This is a genomic window from Actinophytocola sp. (assembly GCF_035942955.1).
Taxonomy (GTDB): Bacteria; Actinomycetota; Actinomycetes; order Mycobacteriales; family Pseudonocardiaceae; genus DASYTH01.
Genome location: NZ_DASZCQ010000210.1, coordinates 1 through 21,742 on the forward strand (window position 1 = coordinate 1; position 21,742 = coordinate 21,742).

General features: G+C 71.0%; 23 protein-coding genes and 1 pseudogene. 12 read left to right on the forward strand and 12 right to left on the reverse strand.

Features of this window, described 5'->3' with window-relative positions:
• Nucleotides 1-694, forward strand: a 694-nt coding sequence (locus VGX25_RS21325) for a thiamine pyrophosphate-dependent enzyme (protein WP_326919622.1), incomplete at its 5' end; no start/stop codon positions are given.
• A gap of 109 nt (nucleotides 695-803) precedes the next feature.
• Here VGX25_RS21325 and VGX25_RS21330 read toward each other — a convergent pair.
• Nucleotides 804-1,049: a hypothetical protein gene (locus VGX25_RS21330; protein WP_326919623.1), complete on the reverse strand. Its 246-nt coding sequence runs from the start codon at nucleotides 1,047-1,049 to the stop codon at nucleotides 804-806.
• 421 nt (nucleotides 1,050-1,470) lie between these two features.
• On the opposite strand from VGX25_RS21330, the gene VGX25_RS21335 reads away from it, so the two are divergent.
• The 3 genes from VGX25_RS21335 (at nucleotide 1,471) to VGX25_RS21345 (ending at nucleotide 4,739) form a co-directional block, all read left to right on the forward strand.
• Nucleotides 1,471-2,334, forward strand: coding sequence for a class I adenylate-forming enzyme family protein (locus tag VGX25_RS21335; RefSeq protein ID WP_326919624.1), 864 nt, complete (start codon nucleotides 1,471-1,473; stop codon nucleotides 2,332-2,334).
• Entirely contained in the window at nucleotides 2,331-2,834 is a 504-nt protein-coding gene (locus VGX25_RS21340) for a flavin reductase family protein (RefSeq protein WP_326919625.1), read from the forward strand. Before VGX25_RS21335 ends, VGX25_RS21340 begins: the two co-directional genes overlap by 4 nt.
• Before the next feature lie 93 nt (nucleotides 2,835-2,927).
• Complete coding sequence (locus VGX25_RS21345; protein WP_326919626.1) at nucleotides 2,928-4,739, forward strand: long-chain fatty acid--CoA ligase; 1,812 nt, start codon at nucleotides 2,928-2,930, stop codon at nucleotides 4,737-4,739.
• On the opposite strand, the gene VGX25_RS21350 is transcribed toward VGX25_RS21345, so the two are convergent.
• A complete protein-coding gene (locus tag VGX25_RS21350; protein ID WP_326919627.1) occupies nucleotides 4,731-5,576 on the reverse strand; it encodes an enoyl-CoA hydratase-related protein in 846 nt (281 codons plus the stop codon). The two genes, VGX25_RS21345 and VGX25_RS21350, sit on opposite strands and share 9 nt — an antisense overlap.
• A 53-nt stretch (nucleotides 5,577-5,629) precedes the next feature.
• On the opposite strand from VGX25_RS21350, the gene VGX25_RS21355 reads away from it, so the two are divergent.
• The 3 genes from VGX25_RS21355 to VGX25_RS21365 are packed head-to-tail and all read left to right on the forward strand — an operon-like array spanning nucleotide 5,630 to nucleotide 8,735.
• Nucleotides 5,630-6,772, forward strand: a complete 1,143-nt coding sequence (locus VGX25_RS21355; RefSeq protein ID WP_326919628.1) for an FAD-dependent monooxygenase — start codon at nucleotides 5,630-5,632, stop codon at nucleotides 6,770-6,772.
• A 29-nt stretch (nucleotides 6,773-6,801) separates the two neighbouring features.
• A complete protein-coding gene (locus VGX25_RS21360) occupies nucleotides 6,802-7,458 on the forward strand; it encodes a M50 family metallopeptidase (RefSeq protein WP_326919629.1) in 657 nt (218 codons plus the stop codon).
• A gap of 23 nt (nucleotides 7,459-7,481) precedes the next feature.
• Nucleotides 7,482-8,735 carry an aldehyde dehydrogenase family protein gene (locus VGX25_RS21365; RefSeq protein ID WP_326919630.1) on the forward strand — a complete coding sequence of 418 codons (1,254 nt, stop codon included), beginning with the start codon at nucleotides 7,482-7,484 and terminating at the stop codon, nucleotides 8,733-8,735.
• Here the strand turns inward: VGX25_RS21365 and VGX25_RS21370 are convergent.
• Nucleotides 8,683-9,513 carry a phosphotransferase enzyme family protein gene (locus tag VGX25_RS21370; protein ID WP_326919631.1) on the reverse strand — a complete coding sequence of 277 codons (831 nt, stop codon included), beginning with the start codon at nucleotides 9,511-9,513 and terminating at the stop codon, nucleotides 8,683-8,685. The genes VGX25_RS21365 and VGX25_RS21370 overlap by 53 nt on opposite strands.
• Before the next feature lie 135 nt (nucleotides 9,514-9,648).
• Between VGX25_RS21370 and ctaD the strand changes: the two genes are divergently transcribed.
• The 3 genes from ctaD to VGX25_RS21385 are packed head-to-tail and all read left to right on the forward strand — an operon-like array spanning nucleotide 9,649 to nucleotide 13,445.
• Nucleotides 9,649-11,421 carry a cytochrome c oxidase subunit I gene (ctaD, locus tag VGX25_RS21375; protein WP_326919632.1) on the forward strand — a complete coding sequence of 591 codons (1,773 nt, stop codon included), beginning with the start codon at nucleotides 9,649-9,651 and terminating at the stop codon, nucleotides 11,419-11,421.
• An 18-nt stretch (nucleotides 11,422-11,439) separates the two neighbouring features.
• Nucleotides 11,440-12,675 (forward strand): phosphoserine phosphatase SerB, encoded by a 1,236-nt coding sequence (serB, locus tag VGX25_RS21380; protein ID WP_326919633.1) that lies wholly within the window; start codon nucleotides 11,440-11,442, stop codon nucleotides 12,673-12,675.
• Nucleotides 12,672-13,445, forward strand: coding sequence for a peptidyl-tRNA hydrolase (locus VGX25_RS21385; protein WP_326919634.1), 774 nt, complete (start codon nucleotides 12,672-12,674; stop codon nucleotides 13,443-13,445). Before serB ends, VGX25_RS21385 begins: the two co-directional genes overlap by 4 nt.
• On the opposite strand, the gene VGX25_RS21390 is transcribed toward VGX25_RS21385, so the two are convergent.
• Nucleotides 13,442-13,681, reverse strand: a complete 240-nt coding sequence (locus tag VGX25_RS21390; protein ID WP_326919635.1) for a hypothetical protein — start codon at nucleotides 13,679-13,681, stop codon at nucleotides 13,442-13,444. The genes VGX25_RS21385 and VGX25_RS21390 overlap by 4 nt on opposite strands.
• A gap of 335 nt (nucleotides 13,682-14,016) precedes the next feature.
• Between VGX25_RS21390 and VGX25_RS21395 the strand changes: the two genes are divergently transcribed.
• Nucleotides 14,017-14,331 carry a hypothetical protein gene (locus tag VGX25_RS21395; protein WP_326919636.1) on the forward strand — a complete coding sequence of 105 codons (315 nt, stop codon included), beginning with the start codon at nucleotides 14,017-14,019 and terminating at the stop codon, nucleotides 14,329-14,331.
• Nucleotides 14,332-14,594: 263 nt separating this feature from the next.
• Here VGX25_RS21395 and VGX25_RS21400 read toward each other — a convergent pair whose 3' ends face one another.
• The 8 genes and pseudogenes from VGX25_RS21400 to VGX25_RS21430 form a co-directional block, all read right to left on the reverse strand.
• Nucleotides 14,595-14,933: an arginase family protein gene (locus VGX25_RS21400; protein ID WP_326919637.1), complete on the reverse strand. Its 339-nt coding sequence runs from the start codon at nucleotides 14,931-14,933 to the stop codon at nucleotides 14,595-14,597.
• A 234-nt stretch (nucleotides 14,934-15,167) separates the two neighbouring features.
• Nucleotides 15,168-15,377, reverse strand: coding sequence for a DUF397 domain-containing protein (locus VGX25_RS21405; RefSeq protein WP_326919638.1), 210 nt, complete (start codon nucleotides 15,375-15,377; stop codon nucleotides 15,168-15,170).
• The gene (locus VGX25_RS21410) at nucleotides 15,374-16,219 is read right to left on the reverse strand and encodes a helix-turn-helix transcriptional regulator (RefSeq protein ID WP_326919639.1); all 846 of its coding nucleotides are present in this window, start codon (nucleotides 16,217-16,219) and stop codon (nucleotides 15,374-15,376) included. The genes VGX25_RS21405 and VGX25_RS21410 overlap by 4 nt, the downstream gene beginning before the upstream one ends.
• A gap of 209 nt (nucleotides 16,220-16,428) precedes the next feature.
• A complete protein-coding gene (locus VGX25_RS21415; RefSeq protein WP_326919640.1) occupies nucleotides 16,429-16,758 on the reverse strand; it encodes a DUF5615 family PIN-like protein in 330 nt (109 codons plus the stop codon).
• Nucleotides 16,704-16,817, reverse strand: a pseudogene (locus VGX25_RS35740) (DUF5615 family PIN-like protein); the annotation flags it as partial. The gene VGX25_RS21415 and the pseudogene VGX25_RS35740, both read right to left, overlap by 55 nt.
• Nucleotides 16,814-17,044: a DUF433 domain-containing protein gene (locus VGX25_RS21420; protein ID WP_326919641.1), complete on the reverse strand. Its 231-nt coding sequence runs from the start codon at nucleotides 17,042-17,044 to the stop codon at nucleotides 16,814-16,816. The pseudogene VGX25_RS35740 and the gene VGX25_RS21420, both read right to left, overlap by 4 nt.
• 116 nt (nucleotides 17,045-17,160) lie before the next feature.
• Nucleotides 17,161-18,849 (reverse strand): hypothetical protein, encoded by a 1,689-nt coding sequence (locus VGX25_RS21425; protein WP_326919642.1) that lies wholly within the window; start codon nucleotides 18,847-18,849, stop codon nucleotides 17,161-17,163.
• A 156-nt stretch (nucleotides 18,850-19,005) separates the two neighbouring features.
• Complete coding sequence (locus tag VGX25_RS21430) at nucleotides 19,006-21,054, reverse strand: ATP-dependent DNA helicase (protein WP_326919643.1); 2,049 nt, start codon at nucleotides 21,052-21,054, stop codon at nucleotides 19,006-19,008.
• 145 nt (nucleotides 21,055-21,199) lie between these two features.
• Between VGX25_RS21430 and VGX25_RS21435 the strand changes: the two genes are divergently transcribed.
• Nucleotides 21,200-21,742: hypothetical protein (locus VGX25_RS21435; RefSeq protein ID WP_326919644.1), on the forward strand; the 543-nt coding region annotated here is incomplete at its 3' end.

The window sequence follows — 21,742 nt, forward strand, 5'->3', positions numbered from 1 at the left end:
GCGCCGCAACGTCAACCTCAAGATCCTGCTGTTCAACAACCGCATCTACGGGCTGACCAAGGGCCAGTACTCGCCCACCTCGGAGGAGGGCAAGGTCACCAAGTCCACCCCGATGGGCTCCCTCGACCACCCGTTCAACCCGATCTCCCTGGCCATCGGCGCCGAGGCGACCTTCGTCGCCCGCACCCTCGACTCCGACCGGGCGCAGCTGACCGAGATCCTCTCCGCGGCCGCCCAGCACCGGGGCAGCGCGTTCGTGGAGATCTACCAGAACTGCCCCATCTTCAACGACGGCGCCTTCGACGTGCTCAAGGAGGCCGGCGAGCGCGAGCGCCGGCTCATCCCCCTCGTGCACGGCCAACCGATCCGGTTCGGCCCGGCGGACGACGAGCTCGGCGTGATCCGCACCGGGTTCGCCGGGTTGGACGTCGGCCGGATCGAGGACGTCGGTGACGACGCGGTGGTCAAGCACGACGTGACGATGGACGACCCCAGCTACGCCTTCGCCCTGTCCCGACTGTCCACACAGGACCTCTCGTACACCGTCACGGGGATCTTCCGCCAGGTCTCCCGTCCCACCTACGACGACAAGGCACGCGCCCAGGTGGCCAGGGCCCGCGAAACCCGCCCGCCCGACCTGCAGGCCCTGCTCCGCGGCCGCGACACCTGGACTGTTCCGCCTCTCCGGGACTGACTGCTGTCGTTGCGTCCCGGCGGATAGTGCGGGTGTCGGGTGGATCGTGGCTGGGTGCCGTGGCGGTTCCCTGGGGTTTTTCGTTGGTAGGCACGGAAGTCACGGGGCTCTAGGCGGCGTGGGGGAGGTCTGTGGTGGCGGGCTGGGTGTCGGGGCGGGGCTGGGGTTCGGTGTCGGGTGGGGTGTCGTGGCGGTGGACGGTTCGGAGCTCGTCGCCGTCGGGAATGAGTAGCTCCTTGCGCACGGTCGGGGCGGATCCGTGTCGGCCGATCATGAGCAGGTAGAAGCGGGGCCGGTGCGTCGGCCCGGTGTCGACGGTCAGCACCGTCGTCCTGCGGCGGATGGGCGTCGCCATGGCTGACACTCCTTGCACTGGCTGCGCCATGCGTTCCCTTGCAGCGTGTGCAACCCCGATCGAAGGCCGGTCAACAACCGGTCAACGGCGAGGTCCGGGTCGAGTCGAGCCCTGGCTGAGTTCCGGTTCATTGATTCCAGGACGGGTCCTGACCTGGGCGTCCGCGGGGCAATGGGATGTTGTACCGCGTCCGGCGGGCGATGAGACCGAGGCTTGACCGGGATGTCAGCCAGAAGTCAATCCGGGTTCGAGAGCACCTCAAGACGAGGTGAGGAAACTCACAGCCATAGCCAATGCGGCACCGCCAACCGGAGGGAGCCGATCAATGGCGGAGCTGAGGACTTCGGACCACCCGACACGGGACGAGGGAGTGGGTCGGCAACGTGACCGTGCCTCAGACATATCCCTGGGGAGAGGGACCATGAACACGTCAACCATCACACGATTAGCTCTTCCGGCGGCGGAGCACGCGGGCCTACCGGTCGGGTCCGTCGACGTCCTGCCGTCACGGGCCGCCGCCAGGTGGCCCACCCGCACGGCACTGGTCGGCGCCGGGGAGGCGGTCACGTTCGCCGAGCTGGACCGTCGGATCTCCCGGCTGGCATCGGGATTCCGGGACCTGCTCGGCGGCGACCACTCGGTCGTGGCGGTCTCCGCCGTGCCCGGGGTGCAGTTCGCGATCGCCTACTACGCCGTGGCGCGCAGCGGAAACGTGATCGCGCCGATCAACCCCCGGATCGGCGCCGAGGTGCTCGTGCGGCTGCTGGTGTCGCTTGGCGCAAGGGCCGCCGTGCTCTCGCGGGACACCTACGACCGGGCCCGGCCGGCGCTGGCCCGGCTCGATCAGCTCGAGCACGTGCTGCTGCTGGACCGCCCGACCGCCGAGCCGAGCCCGCTGACCTGCGCCGAGCTCGCCGGCCGGGGTGATCTGCTCGTCGAGCCGCGCGACCGGGACGAGAACGAGCTCGGCGCGATCACGCTCGGCCCGGACGGCGCCGGCTACGCCAAGGGCGCCGAGCGCTGCCACCACAGCCTGAAGGTGGAGGCGGCGCGGATCGGCCGGACGCATGGGCTGTCCGCCGACGCGGTCGCGCTGACCGCCATGCCCAGCTACCGGCAGGAATACCTCAACGCCGCGATTCTGGCCGGGGCCACGCAGGTGTTCTGCGCCAGCGCGGACCCGGCGGTGGTGGCCCGCGAGGCCGAGCGTCACGCGGCCAGCCACTGCTACGCACCCGGCGTGCGGGCGCCGGCCACGGTGGAGCGACGGGCGGTGGCGTCATGATCTCGACGGTGTACCCGGCCTCGGTGAGCGACGCGATGGCCCAGTGGCCGACCGGCATCGCGGTGGTAACGACGGCCGACCAGGACGGCTGGTGGTGGGGCTGCACGGCCGACTCGTTCAGCGCGGTGTCGGTCCGGCCGCCGCTGGTGTCGGTGTGCCTGGCCAGGGAGCACCGGTGCCGGCCGGCGTTCACCGCGGCGGATGCGTTCGCCGTGCACGTGCTGCGCACCGGCCAGGAGGACGTGGCCCGGCGCTTCGGCTGCCGTGACGCCGGCGACTTCGACGGCCTGGCCGTGGAGCGCGGGCTCGACGACGTCCCGCTGCTCGGCGACGTCGCCGTGCGCATGGAGTGCCGCACCAGCAACGTGGTGCCGGCCGGCGACCACGTCATGCTGATCGCCGAGGTGGTCCGGGTCCGCACCGGCCACGCCGACCCGCTGGTGTATCTGCGCCGCACCTTCCGCCAGCTGTCCCGCCGCGACCACCTGGCCGTGGCCTGAGCACGCTGAAACCCACCCGCCGCCGGGCCGTGGACTGCCGGTAAAGCCTGCTTTACGATCGCGTCAACCTTCGGCGGCGGGTGGAGTGATTCGATGAGCACGCAGGATTCGGCCAAGAAGATCAGCCTGTGCGAGGCGTTCCAGGCCAGGGTGGCCGAGATGCCGGACGCGGTGGCGCTGCGCACCCCGGGCGACACCGTGTCGATCACGTGGCGGGAGTACGACCGGCGGGTGCGCGCCATCGCCGCGGGCCTGTCCAGGATCGGCGTGCGGCGGGGCGACACGGTCGCGCTGATGATGACCAACCGGCCCGAGTTCCACCTGTGCGACTCGGCGGCGCTGCACCTGGGCGCCACCCCGTTCTCGGTGTACAACACGTCGGCGCCGGAGCAGATCAGGTACCTGTTCGACAACGCCGGCAACCGCGTTGTGCTCACCGAGAAGCAGTTCGTGCCGCGGATCCGTGAGGTGGGCGGCAAGGTCGAGCACATCATCAGCGTCGACGGTGAGGCCGCGGGCGCCACCACGCTCGCCGACCTCGAGGCCGACCCGGATCCGGACTTCGACTTCGACGCCGCGTGGCGCGCGGTCGAGCCCGACGACCTGGCCACGATCATCTACACCTCGGGGACCACCGGCCCGCCCAAGGGCGTCGAGCTGACCCACCACAACATCACGGTGGAGGCCAAGGCCCTCGAGGACATGTTCCGCCTGGAGTCCGGCTGGCGGATCCTGTCGTACCTGCCGGCCGCGCACATCGCCGACCGGGTCACCTCGCACTACTCGATGATGCTGTTCGGCGCCGAGACCACCTGCCTCGACGACCCGCGCAAGCTGGCCGAGGGGCTACCGGACACCCGGCCGCACCTGTTCTTCGGGGTGCCCCGGGTGTGGGAGAAGTTCAAGTCGGCCATCGACACCGCGCTGGCCGCCGAGCGCTCGCCGGCCAAGCGCGCCATCGCCGACTGGGCCATCGGGGTTGGCGCCAAGGTGGCCCGGCTCAAGCTGGCCGACCGGTCGGTGCCGCCCCTGCTCGGCGTGCAGCACCGTCTCGCCGACACGCTGGTGCTGGCCAAGCTGCGCCACAAGCTCGGACTCGACCGGGCGAAGATCTGCGCGTCCGGCGCCGCCCCGATCTCGGCGAAGACCCTGGAGTACTTCTGGGGCTTGGGCATTCCGCTGTACGAGGTGTGGGGAATGTCCGAGACCAGCGGCCTGTCCACCACGACGGCGCCGGGCAGGGTGAAGATCGGCACGGTCGGCCAGGCCGTGCCCGGCATCGAGGTCAAGCTGGCCGAGGACGGCGAGCTGCTGGTCAAGGGCCCGACCCTGATGCGCGGCTACCGCAACGACCCGGAGAAGACCGCCGAGACGATCGACGCCGACGGCTGGCTGCACACCGGCGACGTCGCCACCATCGACGACGACGGCTACGTGACGATCGTCGACCGCAAGAAGGAGCTCATCATCAACGAGGCCGGCAAGAACATGTCGCCGGCCAACATCGAGAACACGATCAAGGCGTCCTGCTCGGTGCTCGGCCCGGTGGTGGCCATCGGCGACGCGCGTCCCTACGTGTCGGCGCTGCTCGTGCTCGACCCGGACGCGGCGAGCGCGCTGGCCGCGCAGTACGGCCTCGAGGACGCCTCGCCGGCCGAGCTGGCCGCCCACCCCGCCGTGCGTGAGGCGGTGACCGCCGGGGTGCGCGCCGGCAACGAGCAACTGTCCCGAGTGGAGCAGATCAAGCGCTTCCGCATCCTGCCCACCGTCTGGGAGCCCGGCGGCGACGAGCTCACCCCCACCCTCAAGCTGCGCCGCAAGCCCATCGCCGAGAAGTACCAGCACGAGATCGACGAGATGTACGGCAAGACCGCGGGTGGGGACACCATCGACCTGTCATCCTGACCGCCACGGCAGGAAATCCGGCTGGTCGGCGCTGACCCGTCCGGTCCACTCCGGATCGCGCTTCTGCAGGAAGGACAGCACGCCCTCGACCGCGTCCGGGTTGTCGGCGCAGCTGGCGATCAGCCGGGAGTCGAGGCGCTGCACCGGAAACGGAGACTCCACCGGGCTCATCCGGTACAGCAGCTGGCGGATCACCGCAACCGACACCGGCGCGGTCCTCCTGATCAGCTCGTCGGCCAGCTCGTACGCGCGCGGCAGCAGGTCCTCGGGCTCGTGCAGGCTGTGCACCAGCCCGGCGGCCAGCGCCTCGTCCGCGCCGAACACCCGCCCGCTGATCATCCAGTCCAGCGCCCGCCCGAGGCCGACCAGCCGCGGCAGGAACCACGTCGACGCGCCCTCCGGGTAGATCCCGCGCCGGCTGAACACGAACCCGAACCGGGCGTCGGTGGCCGCCAGCCGGTAGTCCGCGGACAGGATGATCGTGGACCCGGCGCCGACGGCCGCCCCGCGCAGCGCCGCGATCACCGGCTTGCTCATCCGGAAGATCCGCATCGAGCAGCGCCCCGCCGGCTCGTTCCACTCCGGGTCGGACGTGTCGACCCGCCCCGAGGTGACCGCCAGCGACCCGGCCGACAGGTCGGCGCCGACGCAGAAGTCCTTGCCGGCGCCGGTGAACACCACCACCCGCACCGCGTCGTCGAGGTCGGCCCGGTCGAACGCGTCGGCCAGCTCGTCGGCCATCCGCAGCGTGTAGCCGTTGCGCGCCCGTGGCCGGTTCAGCGTCACGGTCGCGATCTTCCCGTCGACCGCGTACGTGATCTCCTCGTAGCTCTCCACCGACCCATCATATTGGCGATTGGCCAACAAGCGTCCGGTAACCTTCTGAAACCATGGGTGAGCGCAGCGCGATCGTGGTCGGCGGCGGGATCGGCGGGGTGGCCACAGCGGTGGGTCTCCTCCGGGCCGGATGGTCGGTCCGGGTGCTCGAGCAGGCGCCCGAGTTCGGCGAGGTCGGCGCCGGGATCTCGTTGTGGTCCAACGCCTTCCGCGCGCTCGACGCGCTCGGGCTCGGCGAGCGGGTGCGGGCGCTCGGCGTGGTGCGGGCCGACGCCCGGCTGCGCGACCGGCGGGGCCGCCAGGTCGTCCACGCCGGCGGCGACCCGGCCACCCGGACCGACGCCGTCCCGGCCATTTTCCACCGCGCCGAGCTGCTGTCGGCCCTGCTCGACGCGCTCCCCGCGGCCTGCCTCGGCGCCGGGACCCGGGTGCGCGGCGTGCGCACCGAACCCGGCAGGGCGGTGGTCGAGCACGACGGCGGTGAGTCCACAGTGGACCTCGTGGTCGGCGCGGACGGGTTGCGCAGCACGGTCCGCTCCGCGCTCTGGCCGCACGCCGAGCCGCCCCGGTACGCCGGCCAGACCTCATGGCGCATGGTGCTTCCCGTACCGGGCGGGGTGGTCCTGCCCGCCGGCGAGAGCTGGGGCCCCGGCTCGGTGTTCGGCATGCTGCCCATGTCCGGCGACCGGGTCTACTGCTACGCCACCGCGACCGTGCCGGCCGGGCAGGCCAGCGCCGGCGGTGAGCTGGCCGAGCTCCGGGACCGGTTCGCCGGCTGGCACGACCCGATCCCGGCCCTGCTCGCCGCCGCCCGGCCCGACGCCGTGCTCCGCCACGACCTGTTCTACCTCCCATCGCTGGACAGCTACGTCCGCGACCGGGTGGCCCTGCTCGGCGACGCCGCGCACGCCATGACCCCCAACCTCGGCCAGGGCGCGTGCCAGGCCCTCGAGGACGCGGCCACGCTGTCCGCGGTCCTCGCCGGAGACTCCGATGTGGACACCGCGCTGCGCCGCTACACCGGGCTGCGCAAGCGCCGCACCCAGACCGTCGCCCGCCGCTCCCGCCAGGCCGACACGATGGTGCACCTGACCTCCCCGGTGGCGATCGCCCTGCGCAACGCCGCGCTGCGCCTCGTTCCCCCGTCGCTGGCCATGCGCTCGTTCACCTCGACGCTGGACTGGACCCCACCCTGATCACACGGCTGATCTGCTGACCTGGTGCGATGCGTGCGGACACGGTCGGGCTGGTCACCGCGGGCGCCGCGCTGCTGGTGGTGCTGCTGCCGACCACGTGGTACCTCGCCCGCGGCGTGATCACGATCGTGCACGAGGCCGGCCACGCCCTGGTCGCGGTGCTGGCCGGGCGGCGGCTGCGGGGCATCCGGCTGCACTCCGACACCTCCGGGCTCACGCTGTCCCGCGGCCGCCCGGAGGGTCCCGGCATGGTGTGCACCGCGCTGGCCGGCTACCCGGCGCCGTCGCTGCTCGGCCTGGCGTTCGCCGGCATGCTGGCCGCGGGCGTGGCCAACGGACCGCTGGTGGTGTCCGCGCTCCTGCTGGCCGGTGTGCTGATCATGGTGCGCAACGTCTACGGGGTGCTGTCCGTGCTGGTCACCGGCGGCGTGCTGATCGGGGTGTCCTGGCTGGCCACCGGGCCGGTGCAGGCCGCGTTCGCGCAGCTGATCACCTGGTTCCTGCTGATCGGCGGCCTGCGCCCGGTCGGCGAGCTGCAGCGCAAGCGCCGCCGCGGCCGCGCGCCGTACTCCGACGCCGACCAGCTGGCCCGGCTCACCGGGGCGCCCGGCTTCTTCTGGGTCGGCTCGTTCGCCCTGATCGGGATCGGATCGCTGGTCCTGGCCGGCGGCTGGCTACTCGCCTGAAGGCATGCGGCAGACTGGCACGCATGACCGCGCTGGACACCCAGGCCGACGTGATGGAAGCCGTGACCGCCTGTGCGGCCGCCGCCAAGCGGGCCGCCCCCGAGCTGGCCAGGGCCACCGACGAGGCGGTGGACGCGGCGCTTGGGGAGATGGCCGCGCGGCTGTCGTCGGCGCGCACGGCGGTGCTGGCCGCCAACGCCGAGGACGTCGCGGCCGCCGAGGAGAGCGGCATGAGCGCCGGCCTGCTCGACCGGCTACGGATCACCGAGGACCGTCTCCTCGGGATGGCCGAGCAGCTCCGGTTGCTCGCCGGCGCGCCGCATCCCGAGCGCGAACGGCCGATCGGCGAGCTCGCCGGCGGCCTGCGCCTGGTGGAGCGGCGCCGCCCGGTCGGCGTGATCGGCGCCAACTACGAGGCCCGCCCGAACGTCACCGTCGACGTGGCCTCGCAGCTGATCAAGTCCCGCAACGCGGGCGTGCTGCGCACCGGGTCCGCCGCGCTGCGCTCGGCCGCCACGCTCATCGCCGAGGTGGTCGCGCCCGCGCTGTCCGATGTGGACATCGACCCGGCGGTGATCCGGCTGGTGCCCAGCGCCGACCGGGCCGCCGCGGGCGCGCTGGTCCGGCTGCCCAACCTGGTGCCCCTCGTCATCCTGCGCGGCAGCGGCGACAGCACCCGCGAGCTGAGCCTGCTGGCCGCCAAGCACGGCGTGCGCACGCTGGCCCACGCCGACGGCGGGGGAGTCCTCTACGTCGACGCCGCGGCCGACCTCGACAAGGCCCGCGAGCTGATCACCGCCGGCCTCGACCGGCTCGGCGTCTGCAACCGGCTCAACCTGCTGCTCATCCACCGCTCCCACTACGAGTCCGCCCTACCGTCCATTCTGGACACCCTGCGCGCGGCCGGGGTCCGCCCGTCGCTTCCTCCGCACGACCACGCCATCGGCTACGAGTGGGCGCTGGACCCCGAGCGCGAGGCCACCGTGACCGTCGCCCCGGTCGACGGCGGGCTCGACGCCGCCCGGCTGGCCAACGAGGAGACCTCCGGCCTAGCCGCGGGCATCGTCACCGAGGACCGCGGGGCCGCCGAGGAGTTCATGACCGCCTACACCGGCACCGGCGTGTTCTGGAACGCCACCACCCGGCTGCTCGACGGCTTCAAGCTGCTCGGCGTCCCGGAGACCGGCATCAACATCGACAAGGTCCCCGGTCCCCGCGGCCCGGTCACCTACCCCGACCTCTGCCTGCGCCAGTACGCCGTGCTGCCGAAGTCGTGAGCAACCTCCAGCCGACCCCGAACAGCCGGCGCAACTCGAGGCACACCTCGATCTCCCGGTCCGGTGGCGGGTCCGGGTAATGCGCCAGCGCCGCCCGGCCGTCCATCAACTTCGTGTTCGCCAAGCAAGCCAGGTCCCACGCCGGCGGACCCCGCCAGGTGTCCTCGAAGTCGTTCCACAGCAACCCATCCGGGGTGGCCAGCAGGTTTCCCGGATGGGCGTCGCCGTGTAACGCCTGCTTCGGCAACGCCAGCACCTCGCCGGCCAGCCGCGCACCCTCGGCCCGCAGCTTCGCCAGCCGCGCACCGGCCAGCACACCGTCCCGCTCCAGCAGGTCGAGCACCTGCCGCAGATCTCCGATCGGCCCCTCCTCGGGCAGCGGGCCGGTGTACCCGCGCAGCGCCGCGTGCAACCCGCCGAGCGCCCGGCCGACCTCCGCCGGCGTCGGTCGCCGGTGCGGGTCGTGCGGTACGTGGGTCCAGAAGGACAGCACCAGCCCGCCGTGCTCGTGCGGCCCGGCCGGCGGGTCGGCGCTTGGCCGCACAACCGGCACACCCCGGTCCGCCAGGTAGCTCGACAGCGCGAGATCGCGGGCGAACCAGGTGGCCACGCCGGGCCGGAGCTCGGCAACCAGGTTCGCCACCCTGGCCACCACCGGCGCCGGACGCAGGTGCACCAGCACGTTGCTGCCGACGTGCAGCACCACCGGATCGGTGCACCGCACCCCGTACCGGCCGGCCACCGCGACGGCCGCCGGCACCGCATCCCCCACATCCATGAATCGATCATCGCAAGCTCTCTGACCTGGGGTAGCACCGGCGTACAGTGTGACTCGCGCCGCGCGGGCCCAGCCGCGTCGACCGTCCACGTGCCGGCTACGATCCCCTAGGAGTCGTAGAGCAAGGAGGCAGGAGTGACGGCAGTAGCCCCGAAGCCGATCGCCACGCGGCCATTCCCGGTGCGCGAGACGGTCAAGGGTTCATCCCTGCTCTCCCTGTTCTGGACAACCGATCCCAAGCGGATCGGCGTCATGTACACGGTCACCTCGTTCGCCTTCTTCATGATCGGCGGCGCGATGGCCATGCTCATGCGGTCCGAGCTGGCCCGTCCCGGGCAGCAGTTCCTGTCGGCCGAGCAGTACAACCAGCTGTTCACCATGCACGGCACGATCATGCTGCTGCTGTACGCCACGCCGATCCTGTTCGGGTTCGCCAACCTGGTGCTGCCCATCCAGATCGGCGCCCCGGACGTGGCGTTCCCCCGGCTCAACGCGCTGGCCTTCTGGCTGTTCGCGTTCGGCGGCACGATCGTCGTGGCCGGCTTCCTGACTCCGGGCGGCGCCGCGGACTTCGGCTGGTTCGCCTACACCCCGCTGTCCGACAAGATCCACTCGCCGGGTGTCGGCGCCGACCTGTGGATCGTCGGCCTGGTGCTGTCCGGTCTCGGCACCATCCTCGGCGGCGTCAACATGCTGACCACGGTGATCTGCCTGCGGGCGCCCGGCATGACGATGTTCCGGATGCCGATCTTCACCTGGAACATCATGATCACCAGCATCCTGGTGCTGATCGCCTTCCCGATCCTGGCCGCGGCCCTGCTCGGGCTGTTCGTCGACCGGCAGTTCGGCGCGCACGTGTTCGACCCGGCCAACGGCGGCGTGATCCTCTGGCAGCACCTGTTCTGGTTCTTCGGCCATCCCGAGGTCTACATCGTCGCGCTGCCGTTCTTCGGGATCATCAGCGAGGTCATCCCGGTGTTCAGCCGCAAGCCGCTGTTCGGCTACCGCGGCCTGGTCTACGCCACCCTGGCCATCGCCGCGCTGTCGGTGGCCGTGTGGGCGCACCACATGTACGCCACCGGCGCGGTGCTGCTGCCGTTCTTCGCCATCATGACGTTCCTCATCGCGGTGCCGACCGGCGTGAAGTTCTTCAACTGGATCGGCACGATGTGGAAGGGCTCGCTGACCTTCGAGACCCCGATGCTGTTCGCCGTCGGCTTCCTGGTCACCTTCCTGTTCGGCGGGCTGACCGGCATCCTGCTGGCCGCCCCGGCGATCGACTTCCACGTGGCCGACACCTACTTCGTGGTGGCCCACTTCCACTACGTGCTGTACGGCACGATCGTGTTCGCCACGTTCGCCGGCATCTACTTCTGGTTCCCCAAGTTCACCGGCCGGTTCCTCGACGAGTCGCTCGGCAAGCTGCACTTCTGGCTGACGTTCCTCGGCTTCCACGGCACGTTCCTGGTGCAGCACTGGGTGGGCAACGAGGGCATGCCGCGCCGCTACATCGACTACCTGCCGGGCGACGGGTTCACCACGCTGAACACGATCTCCACGATCGGCGCCTACATCCTCGGCGCGTCGACGCTGCCGTTCATCTACAACGTCTTCAAGAGCTACCGCTACGGCGAGACCACCGACGCCGACGACCCGTGGGGCTACGGCGCCTCGCTCGAGTGGGCCACCCCCACGCCACCGCCCCGGCACAACTTCACCGAGCTGCCGAGGATCCGCTCCGAGCGGCCGGCGTTCGACCTGCACTATCCGCACATGGTGGAGAAGTGGGAGGCCGAGAAGTACACCGGGCCGTTCGCGCACGGCAACAAGCCGGCGCCGTCCGAGGTGCTGGCCGGCGCGATCCAGCCGGAGGAGATCACCAAGGGCGATCCGTCCAAGCCGAACTGATCCTGGAGCCGCAGGAACGTGGCAGGGCCAAGAGTCAGCAATAGCACCCCCGTTCTGATCACGGTCACCGGCCCGGACAAGCCCGGCGTGTCCTCTGTCCTGTTCGCCGTGCTCACCCGGCACGGGGTGGACATCATCGACGTCGAGCAGGTGGTCATCCGCGGCCAGCTCGTGCTCGGGGTGCTGGTCGGCACCGACCACGACCCGGAGGGGCTGCAGGAGGCGGTCGAGCAGGCCATGGCCACCGTGGCCATGCGGGTCGAGGTCGAGGTGGGCGCCGACCCGGTCTCTCCGGCCAGGGTGGGCTCCAGCCACGTGCTGGTCGTGCTCGGCCACCCGATCACCGCCAAGGCGTTCACCGAGGTGGCCCGGCGCCTGGCCGCCCTGGGGGTGAACATCGACGCGATCCGGCGGGTGGCCGACTATCCGGTGACCGGCCTGGAGCTGCGCGTGTCGGTCGCACAGGACACCCAGGCGGCCGACGCCGAGCTGCGCTCCGCGCTGGTCGAGGTCTCCGGCCGGGTCGGCCTGGACATCGCCGTCGAGCGGGAGGGACTCACCCGGCGCGCCAAGCGGCTGGTGGTCTTCGACGTCGACTCCACGCTCATCCAGGGCGAGGTGATCGAGATGCTGGCCGCCAGGGCGGGCGCCGAGGACCGGGTCCGCGAGATCACCGAGGCGGCCATGCGCGGCGAGGTCGACTTCACCGAGTCGCTCGAGCGCCGGGTCGCCCTGCTGGCCGGCGTTCCGGAGACCGTGCTCGACGAGGTGGCCGACTCGCTCACGCTGACCCCGGGCGCCCGGACCACGATCCGGACGCTCAAGCGCCTCGGGTTCCGCTGCGGCGTGGTCTCCGGCGGCTTCACCCGGGTGATCTCCCGGCTGGTGGAGGACCTCGGCCTGGACTTCAGCGCGGCCAACGAGCTGGAGATCGTCGACGGCAAGCTCACCGGCCGCGTCGTCGGCGACATCGTCGACCGGCCGGGCAAGGCCGCCGCGCTGCGCCGGTTCGCCGCCCAGTCCGCCGTCCCGCTCGCCCAGTGCGTGGCGATCGGCGACGGCGCCAACGACATCGACATGCTGTCCACGGCCGGCCTCGGCGTGGCCTTCAACGCCAAGCCGGCCCTGCGCGAGGTGGCCGACACCGCCCTGTCCCACCCATACCTCGACGTGGTCCTGTTCGTCCTCGGCGTGACCCGCGCCGAGGTGGAGGCCGCCGACGCCGCCGACGGCCTCGGCGGCGCCCGGATATGACCGCCGTCCTCGAGCCCCTTGCCGCCCGCTATGCCTCCTGGCTGCGCCTGCCCGCCGCCGCGACCGCCGTCACCGACGAGGAGGACCCCGCCAAGGTCCGGGCCATGCCCCTGATCCTGCGCATCGAGCGCGCGGATCCCCCCACCCGCACCGCCCTGCTTGAAGCCGCCGCCGCGGCCGCCGTCGCCGTCTGCCTCGACCCCCGCGCCGAACCCGGTGGCGAGTGGCACGACGACGTCGCCGCCTGGATCGGCCACCGCATCCGCAAGGTGGCCCGCCGCGCCCGCGGCGCCCACTGGCACGCCGTCCAGGATCTCCCGGGCATAACGTCCGAAGTGGACGGTGCTCAGGTCCGCGCCCTCGTCCCGGGTCGGGTCGTCGACGCCCCCAAGGAGGTCACCCGCCTCCAGATCTCCGGCAGCGAGCTGGAACTCGACGACCCCGGCCCGGCGCCGCCCGGCGTCCCCGTCCTCTGGCTCAACCCCACCGTGGAGATGAGCGCCGGCAAGGCCGCCGCCCAGGTCGGCCACGCCACCATGCTCCTGGCCGCCCTCCTCCACGCCGACAACCAAGTCGACCAGCTGACCAGTTGGTCCACAATGGACTGCCGGTGCGCCGTCCGCACTCCCATCCCGCGCCAGTGGGCCGATCTCCATCCCGGCAACGACCCGGCGGCCGCCTGGGCCAGCCGCCGACTCGTCGCCGTCCGCGACGCCGGCTTCACCGAGATCGCCCCCGGCACCGTCACCGTCATCGCCCAGATTCCCTAGAAGATCTTAACAAGCTGCTCGCGCCCGTCGGGACCGCGCAGCAGAACCTGGTTACCGGCGCGCATCTCGGCGTCGATGAACTCATAGATCGCCAACGCCCGGTTGACGATGTCAACTTTCTTCAGCCCGGTCCGCGCCTGGAGCTTGCTCATCGCCTCGGCCGCCTCGGCGATCAACGCGACCGTGATGCGATCGACCGTGGTGGGCCGGAGCGGTACCTCGTCACCCGCCGACACTGTGTGGTGTTCTCCCTCCTGCATCCCCACCAGTCTGACACACAAGGCATCATATAGGCAGCTTTTTGCTGCGAAACAGCCATCAGGGCGGTATGCTCTCACCGAGGAGCCGAGAGGAGACCAAGAGATCTGACCTCTGTTTCCCGGCGCGGATGGGCGTGTTGCCTGCGCAAGGTGTCGAGCTACCAACGTGGGGGTGTGCTCGGACCCATCGCTGCCGGCTGGCGTCTCGGGGGAGTGCGCGAGCCGGCGTGATCCGAGGGAACCAGAGGTCCCCCAGCGCGATGGGCTCACGCCGTGGGTTCACTGGTCTGGGGAGGAAAGGGAACACCCCGATGGGTGTGCCACCAGAGGGGCCGGGCGCGCCCGAGCCCTTCGAAGAAGAAGCGGGTTCGGATGACGAGCCCACCCACCAGGCGCAGGTAACCATTGAGAAGTCGGACATGCGGGTCAGAGTCACTGCCGCTCCGCGACAGCTGTTCTCGCTGCTCCAGGTGGTTGCCTGCCTGTTCGTGGTGATCGGAGCCACCACCGGTCCGGCGCTCACGTTCATCGTGGTGCCGGCCAACTACCCGGTGTGGGCAATGGCGTCCACGAGCATCGGCCAGCTGGCCGTCCTGGCTCTGGTGGCGATCACCATAAGCCGCTAGGGAATCACAGAAGGGGCGCCCAACCCGGCGCCCCTTCTGATTGCAGGTCAGGAGTTGTGCGGACGAACGCTGCGGTTGCTCTCGCGCCAGGTCAGCCGGGAGTCGTCCATAGTGGAGCGATCGCACCGCTCGTCATGAGTGAGCGTGCGGCTAGCGGCGACCAGCCGCTGCGGGGGCACCCCATCCGGTTCGGGGATAACCGAGCGAGCCGAACAACGTGGGTTCCAGGACGTCGAGATCGATGTGGACGTACACCGGGCCGGTCAGACCATCGAACGCTTTTTCGAGGTCCTCGACGCCGTACCGCCGGATGCCGTCAGCGGCTGCTCCGGAACGAGCGGAGCCGGCCCGTCGCCGAGCAGCGTACGCAGCACCATCCCGTGGAACGAGCCCGACCGCAGGGTCTGCGGCGTGCACAGGTCCGGGTGTGCGTCGATCCACAGGACCGTCAGCGCTTCGCCGTGCCGGGCGCGGGCGGCGGCGATCGGCGCCTGGGCGTCGGCCGGAACCAGCTCGACGGTCCGTCGGGCGCCCACCGCGAGCCGCGGCGAGTCGCCCAAACCCGATCCCTGCCACTGTGGAACGCACAGCACGGTCGTCACGCGGCGGACCCTACGAGCCGCGACAGACACACCGCCAACACTTTTCCGGTGCCAGACTGCGACCCACCGGGGCACCCGTTTCCTCGCCGCTACAGGAACTCGCCTGGGAACATCGCGACGAGCACGGCACCGGTTACCGCCGAACCGGCGGCTCCGCCGGCTCGGAAGACTTCGAACGCCTGACCCTGCTCGCCACCGACGCCACCGGCACGGTCGTGCTCAACCTGGAGATCCCTATCCCCGGCGAAGGAAGCGGTGCCAGCTAGCGCTGGGGAAAGCGAGGGCGCCGGCCTTCGGGCTCTTGGAGTCGCGCACGGCCACCGCCACCCCAGCAAACGCGACCTCGACGCAGTTGCTCTCGTTGCCTTGGCCGCTCCGGCGGCTCTTGCGCCACACCAGCCGCGAAATGTCCACAGTGGACATGGTGATCGCCTCGCTCGTCATCGATCATCGAACTCCGCGAGTACCCGCTCGATGAGGGTTACCGAGTCGGCCGGGCCGAGCGCCTGGGTGCGGAGCCGGTCGAACACGAGTCTAGCCGTCTGCAGTGTGGGCTCATCCTCGATGTGCAGCGCGCCGCCAACATGCTCGACGTAGAGCAGCTCCGGGTTGTAGTCCTCGGGAAAGCTCAGCAGCGTGAACCCGCCGACCATCGCACTGTGTGCACCGTCGCGCATCGGCAGTACCTGAAGGGTCACGGTCGGCAGTTCCGCGGACATGATCAGGTGCTCGAGCTGGCCGCGCATCACCTCGGCGCCTCCAACCTCCCGGCGTAGGGCCGCCTCGTCGACGATCGCCACCAATTCCAGCGGGTAGTCCTCGTCGATGAGTCGGCGCTGGCGGATCAGCCGCACAGTCACCTGATCTTCCCGCACCTTCGTGGTGCGGCTCAGTGGGGAGCGGTCGAACAGCGCGCGGATATAGGACTCGGTCTGCAGCAGGCCAGGGACGTAGAACCCGGAGAACTCGCGGACCAGGCATGCCTCGGTTTCCACGTCGATATAACCCATGTTGACTGATGGGTAGCGGTGGAACCAGCGGGGTTTGACAGCTTCCCGGGCCTGGTCCAAGAGGTCGTCCTCGTAACAGTCGTAGAGATCCATCATCGACCGGATCACGTGCACACTCGCCCTGGTCGCGCCGGACTCGATGCGGTGCAGCGACGAGCGGGTCAGGTCCAGCCGCGGCGCGGCCTCCTCCAGGCTCATCCCCGCGCTGTCGCGCATGGCTCGCAGCCGGTTGCCCAACCGGCGGCGCAAGAACGGCGGCTTCCGATTCCCATTCACGCGGCGCTCCCCTGTAACTGTGAGTAGCCGCATGATCGCAGTGAAACGGCCGGGACCGGGATTCCCGCCCCGGCGTGTCACCTGGCCGGCGTGTTGGCCGCTCACGTCGCCGTGTTGGCCACCGGCGCGGTGCGGGGACATCGTGACGTGCCAACACAGCAACGCCAGGCGCCAACACGCCAACGCCAGAGGCCAACACACCGGATCTACTAAAAGCCCACCGCTCTACGCGGAAGCACGGGCAGGCGGCGTATGCGGATCGAGTCCTCGGTGACCACCACGATGGCGCCAGCCTTCAAGTCCTCGGCGACCACGTCCAGATCGGCAAGGATGATCCCGCCCATCTCGGCAACCCGCCGACCAACCAGACGGCGTACCAGAAGCACGGACGGTGACGTGGCGGCCTGCCTGGCGAGCAAGGTGCCGAAGTCCGTGTCAGCCGAGATCACAACACGATCCTGGGTCCGGGCAGCTCCATGATCAGGTCGTCGGGCGCCGTCGGTGGCGCGTAGTCCCGCACATGAACCGCATCGTGACAAGTATTGTTGAGGAGTAACGCGATCTTGAATGAGAGGTTGTTGTCGACCAAGAACCTCACGCGGAGTGCCTCAGCGGCAGCTCACGTTCCTGGAAGGCCTCGGCCGCGTATCGCAGGGCCTCGGCGACGTCCTCGGGGGTCAGGTCCGGGAGATCGGAAATGATCTCGTCGGTGGTCATGCCATCGGCGACCATGGCCACAACCGTGGCGACGGGTATCCGCATGCCGCGAATGCAGGGCACGCCACCCATCACATCTGGATCGGTTGTGATCCGGTCGAACGTCATGGTCCGAACGGTATCGGCAACCCGCGAACCGCATCGATCCCGAATCCCGAGCAGTGCGGACGCACCGGAGCCGCCGGGACCGGAAGACCCAGTCCCGGCGGTCGCGGCATTTCGGGTCAGAAGCGGCAGCTAGGGAACTTGAACGAGCCGATCCTGGTCTGCCAGCCGTTGTTGGACGAGGTGGCGAAGTATTCGTTGGTGTACCAGAAGGTGCAGTCGTCGACCGGGTCGACGTGCAGGGCGGTGTAGTCGCCCCAGCGGGAGCTGACGAGCTGGACGCCGGAGCCGTTGATCAGGGTTTGCTCGCCGCGGGCCATGGTGCCGGCGGGGTCGCCTGCGAGGCGGCCGGTGTAGCGGATGCCGGGGAAGACGTCGGTGCCGTTGGAGACGCTGTAGCCGAGGGCGAGGTTGCCGTTCTTGTCCTGGGCGATGCTGCCCATCCACCGGTGCACCCCGTCACCAGGGGCGAACGTGCCCTGCTGGAACAGGCTCGGCGCGGCCGCGCCGCGCGGGCGGCGCAGCTCGTACCAGCGGACGCCGGCCTCGCCGGGGCGCGCCTCGACCGACTGGTTGGTGACCAGCGACTCGTAGGTGCCGAAGTTGCGGTACGCCAGGCGCCAGGTCGGCCGCTGCCGGTACGACAGGATGTCCAGCTTGTTGGCGGTGCCGGGCTGCGGGATGCAGTCCCGGGTGTCCGGCGGCGGGTTGCACGGGAAGATCGAGTCGAAGGAGGCCACCGGAATCTGCGCCGCCAGCCCGAACGTCGCCCGGGGCGTCGGCCGCCAGTCCACATTGAACTCGAACACGTTGAGCGCATCGAACGGCGCGCCGTACGGGCCGCCGTCGTCCATCGTGCCGACGAACCAGTTCGGGGTGCCGCGGCGCGGCGGGCGCGGGCCGTCCCAGTCGGTCGGCAGCAGGCCGTCGCCGGTCAGGTACGGCGCATCGCCCGGCGGCAGCACGAAGCTCAGCGCCCGCGCGTTCGGGTCGCCGGCGAGCATCCGCTGCTTCTCCAGCGCGTACGCGCCGATGCCGAAGAAGCTGTCGTCCGGGGCGAACTCGCGGGTGGAGATGAAGTAGCTGTCCGGGTAGACGCCGTACTTCGGGTAGTCGGGGAAGTTCGGCCCGGTGGAGAACGCGTACCGGAAGTAGGTGCCGGTCGGGTCCGGGGTGGTGGAGATGGCCACGCAGTTCCAGAACTCCGGGCCGTCCACGGTGAACTGGGTGATCAGCCACCGGTCGGCGGCCTGGTCGTGCAGCACGATCGGGTCGCCGTTGAACCCGGTGCAGTCCTCGATCGGGAAGCCGGCGAACAGCGTGCCGATCTGCGCCGGGCCCACCAGCCGCAGCCCGGTCTTGGTGTACACGGAGTACTGGACGTTGACCACCTGCACGTAGTGGTTCGGCCCGACGTCGCCGTCCGGGTCGGGCGGTGAGATCAGCGTCGGGTTCGCGGAGTTCGCGACGCCCTCGAAGTTGATCCGCGGCGGCGAGATCTGCTCGAGCGGGTCCTGGGCCCGGCGGTCGGTGGCGGCGCCGCGCACCGCGCCGTCGCCCTGGAAACCCTTGTCGGACGGGACCGCGCCGCGTTCGGCACGCTCGGCGCCGGTCACCCCCGCCGTGCCGGGCACGGTTGCGGTGGCCAGCTCGCGCAGCGGCGGCGAGACGTCGAACGCGGCGGCGGTGGTGATCCTTGGCTCGCTCGGCGCCGGCGCGGCGGCGGAGGCCCCGACCGGGGCGAGCCCACTTCCGATGATCGTCAACGCGGCGGCAAGGGCCAGTCTTCGGCCCGCGCGTCGTGGCATGGATGTACCTCCTGGTCCGGGTGCGCCGAGTCCTGGCGGCGCCGGGCCCCCACGCATCCCCGACGAGCACGGCGGCCAGATCAGGCGGGCGGTAGTGCCAGGAGTCACCCTTTCGGGTTACGCGATCACGGGCAACGGCCAAACGGGGGGTTTTGTCTACTTTGCCGCCGCGTCGTTCAGCCGCCGCAGGGCTCCGCGCACGACCTCCGGGTCGAACGTGGTCCAGTAGCGGGGCAGCGAGGCGCGCAGGAAGGCGCCGTAGCGGGCGGTGGCCAGCCGCGGGTCGAGGATCGCGACCACTCCGCGGTCGCTGGTCGAGCGCAGCAGCCGCCCGGTGCCCTGGGCCAGCAGCAGCGCGGCGTGGGTGGCCGCCACGGTCAGGAACCCGTTGCCGCCCCTGGCTTCCACCGCGCGCTGCCGGGCCGAGGCGAGCGGGTCGTCCGGGCGCGGGAACGGGATCCGGTCCACCACCACCAGTTGCAGCGACGAGCCGGGCACGTCCACCCCCTGCCACAGCGACAGCGTGCCGAACAGGCAGGTGGCCGGGTCCTCGGCGAACCGGGTCACCAGCAGCGCCGTGGCGTCGTCGCCCTGGCACAGGATCGGGACCGACACGCGCTTGCGCAGCTCCTCGGTGGCCTGCTTGGCGGCCCGCATCGAGGAGAACAGCCCGAGCGTGCGCCCGCCGGCCGCCTCGATCAGCTCTCGCAGTTCGTCCAGATAGGACGGTGGAAGCCCGTCGCGCCCCGGCGGCGGCAGATGCCTTGCCACGTACAGGATCCCGTGCCGCTCGTGCTCGAACGGCGAGCCGACGTCCAGTCCAGTCCACTGTGGACTGTCTGTGGGCAGTGCCTTGTCGGTCGCCGCCCCGGCCACCTTGCCGCCATCGCCCTGCTCGGCCGGCAGGCCCCACTGCCGGGCCATCGCGTCGAACGTGCCGCCGAGGGTCAGCGTCGCCGAGGTGAGCACGGTCGTGCAGGTGCTGAACAACCGCTCCCGCAGCAGCCCGGCCACGGCCAGCGGCGCGACCTTCAGCTGCGGCGGCCGCGGCGGCCCGGAACCCGTGTCGCCGCCGGACAGCCACACCACGTCGCGCCGGTGCCCGGTGTCGGCGTCGAACGCCTCCAGCAGCCGGACCGCCGTGTCGTGTACCTCCTCCAGCAGGGACAGCGCCAGCTTGCGCGACGTCGCCACCTCGACGTCCACCGGGCGATCCGGACCCAGCTTGGCGATGCACGCGTGCGCCGCGTCCCGCACCGCCCGCAGCGCCCCGCTCGCGGCGGCCGGCAGGGCGTCGATCCGGCCGGGCGTCAGGTCGTCGAGCACCAGCGCGTACCCGTCGGCCGCCTCGGCCAGCCGGTCGGCGATCTCCTGGTCGATCAGGCGCCCGCACCGGCGCGCGGCCGCGGTGACGGCCGCGGCGCCGAGCTCGGCGGTGGCCACCGAGGTGACCCGGTCCACCAGGTCGTGCGCCTCGTCCACGATCACCAGGTCGTGCTCGGGCAGCACCTGGTAGCCCTGCAGCGCGTCGATGGCCAGCAGCGCGTGGTTGGTCACCACGAGGTCCACCCGCCCGGCCTCGGCCCTTGCCCGCTCGGCGAAGCAGTCCGTCCCTTTCGGACACCGAGCCAGACCGAGGCATTCCCGTGCCGACACCGAGACCTGGCGCCAGGCCTGCTCGGTCACGCCGGGAACCAGCTCGTCGCGGTCCCCGGTCTCGGTGTCCTTCGCCCACTCCCGCAACCGGGTCACCTCGCGGCCGAGCCGGGACACCGCGAACGGATCGAACAGCGCGGCGTCCTCCGGCTCCTCCGGGGCGCCGGTGTCCAACCGGTGCAGGCACAGGTAGTTGCGCCGCCCCTTGAGGATGGCGAACCTCGGGGCCCGGCCGAGCGGACCGGTCAGCGCCGTGGCCAGGCGGGGCAGGTCGCGGTCGACCAGCTGGCGCTGCAACGCGATCGTCGCCGTGGACACCACCACGGTCGCGTCGCGCTCGACCGCGTGCCGCAGCGCGGGCACCAGGTAGGCCAGCGACTTCCCGGTGCCGGTCCCGGCCTGCACCGCCAGGTGGTTGCCGGTGCGGATCGCGTGCGCAACGGCCTCGGCCATCCGGACCTGACCGGGCCGCTGGGTGCCACCCACCGCCGCCACCGCCGCGGCCAGCAACTCGGGCAGCTCGGGCAGTCGGGTGGAGGTCTCCGGCACAGCGAAGACCGTACCGGCCGACCCCGCGGCAACCGCGCCGCGACTCGTATGCGCAGCGTCAACTCGTCGCTCGGATGGGTAATCACCGCACCTCAATCGAGTGGCAAACGGACACATCCGGCCCGATCGGTCGCAGGATCAGAGCATGAGACGTCGATATCGCCGACCGGCCGGCGCGCTGGGGCTCGCCGTGCTCGGCCTGATCGCCCTCGCCCCGGCGCCCGCGCAGGCCGACACCCCGGTCGGGCACGGCTCCGTCGGCTCGGCCTACGCGTTCTCCGAGATCCCGCCGTTCGACGTGGACATCGGTCCGCTGGCGTCCTGCACGGTCGGCGGCCCGCCGTCGGCCAGCATCTCCGGCGCCCAGGCCCGCAACTTCGTCGCCTACGGCAGCGGGCGCAGCGACTGCACGAAGGACCCGGCCGGGCAGGCCAAGGTCGAGGTGTCCGGCCGCCGGTTCCGGATGGACGGGCTGCGCCACTACGGCGGGCCGATCATCAAGATCTCCAGCTTCACGACCGGCTGCATGACGGTCGGCAACGGCACCCAGTCCAACATCAAGGTGACCGGCCTGTCCGGGATCCAGGTGCCCAACCCCATTCCCGCCAACCACACCGTGACCGTCCCCGGCGCCACGCCCACCGATCCGCCGGTGGCGCGGATCATCGTCAACGAGGTCGTCGTGCCC

Coding starts and splice junctions, on each gene's coding strand:
- VGX25_RS21330 (WP_326919623.1), bottom strand. CDS start 1,049: ATGGCGACGCCCATCCGCCGCAGGACGACGGTGCTGACCGTCGACACC.
- VGX25_RS21335 (WP_326919624.1), top strand. CDS start 1,471: ATGAACACGTCAACCATCACACGATTAGCTCTTCCGGCGGCGGAGCAC.
- VGX25_RS21340 (WP_326919625.1), top strand. CDS start 2,331: ATGATCTCGACGGTGTACCCGGCCTCGGTGAGCGACGCGATGGCCCAG.
- VGX25_RS21345 (WP_326919626.1), top strand. CDS start 2,928: ATGAGCACGCAGGATTCGGCCAAGAAGATCAGCCTGTGCGAGGCGTTC.
- VGX25_RS21355 (WP_326919628.1), top strand. CDS start 5,630: ATGGGTGAGCGCAGCGCGATCGTGGTCGGCGGCGGGATCGGCGGGGTG.
- VGX25_RS21360 (WP_326919629.1), top strand. CDS start 6,802: ATGCGTGCGGACACGGTCGGGCTGGTCACCGCGGGCGCCGCGCTGCTG.
- VGX25_RS21365 (WP_326919630.1), top strand. CDS start 7,482: ATGACCGCGCTGGACACCCAGGCCGACGTGATGGAAGCCGTGACCGCC.
- VGX25_RS21370 (WP_326919631.1), bottom strand. CDS start 9,513: ATGGATGTGGGGGATGCGGTGCCGGCGGCCGTCGCGGTGGCCGGCCGG.
- VGX25_RS21385 (WP_326919634.1), top strand. CDS start 12,672: ATGACCGCCGTCCTCGAGCCCCTTGCCGCCCGCTATGCCTCCTGGCTG.
- VGX25_RS21395 (WP_326919636.1), top strand. CDS start 14,017: ATGGGTGTGCCACCAGAGGGGCCGGGCGCGCCCGAGCCCTTCGAAGAA.
- VGX25_RS21405 (WP_326919638.1), bottom strand. CDS start 15,377: ATGACGAGCGAGGCGATCACCATGTCCACTGTGGACATTTCGCGGCTG.
- VGX25_RS21420 (WP_326919641.1), bottom strand. CDS start 17,044: ATGACGTTCGACCGGATCACAACCGATCCAGATGTGATGGGTGGCGTG.
- VGX25_RS21425 (WP_326919642.1), bottom strand. CDS start 18,849: ATGCCACGACGCGCGGGCCGAAGACTGGCCCTTGCCGCCGCGTTGACG.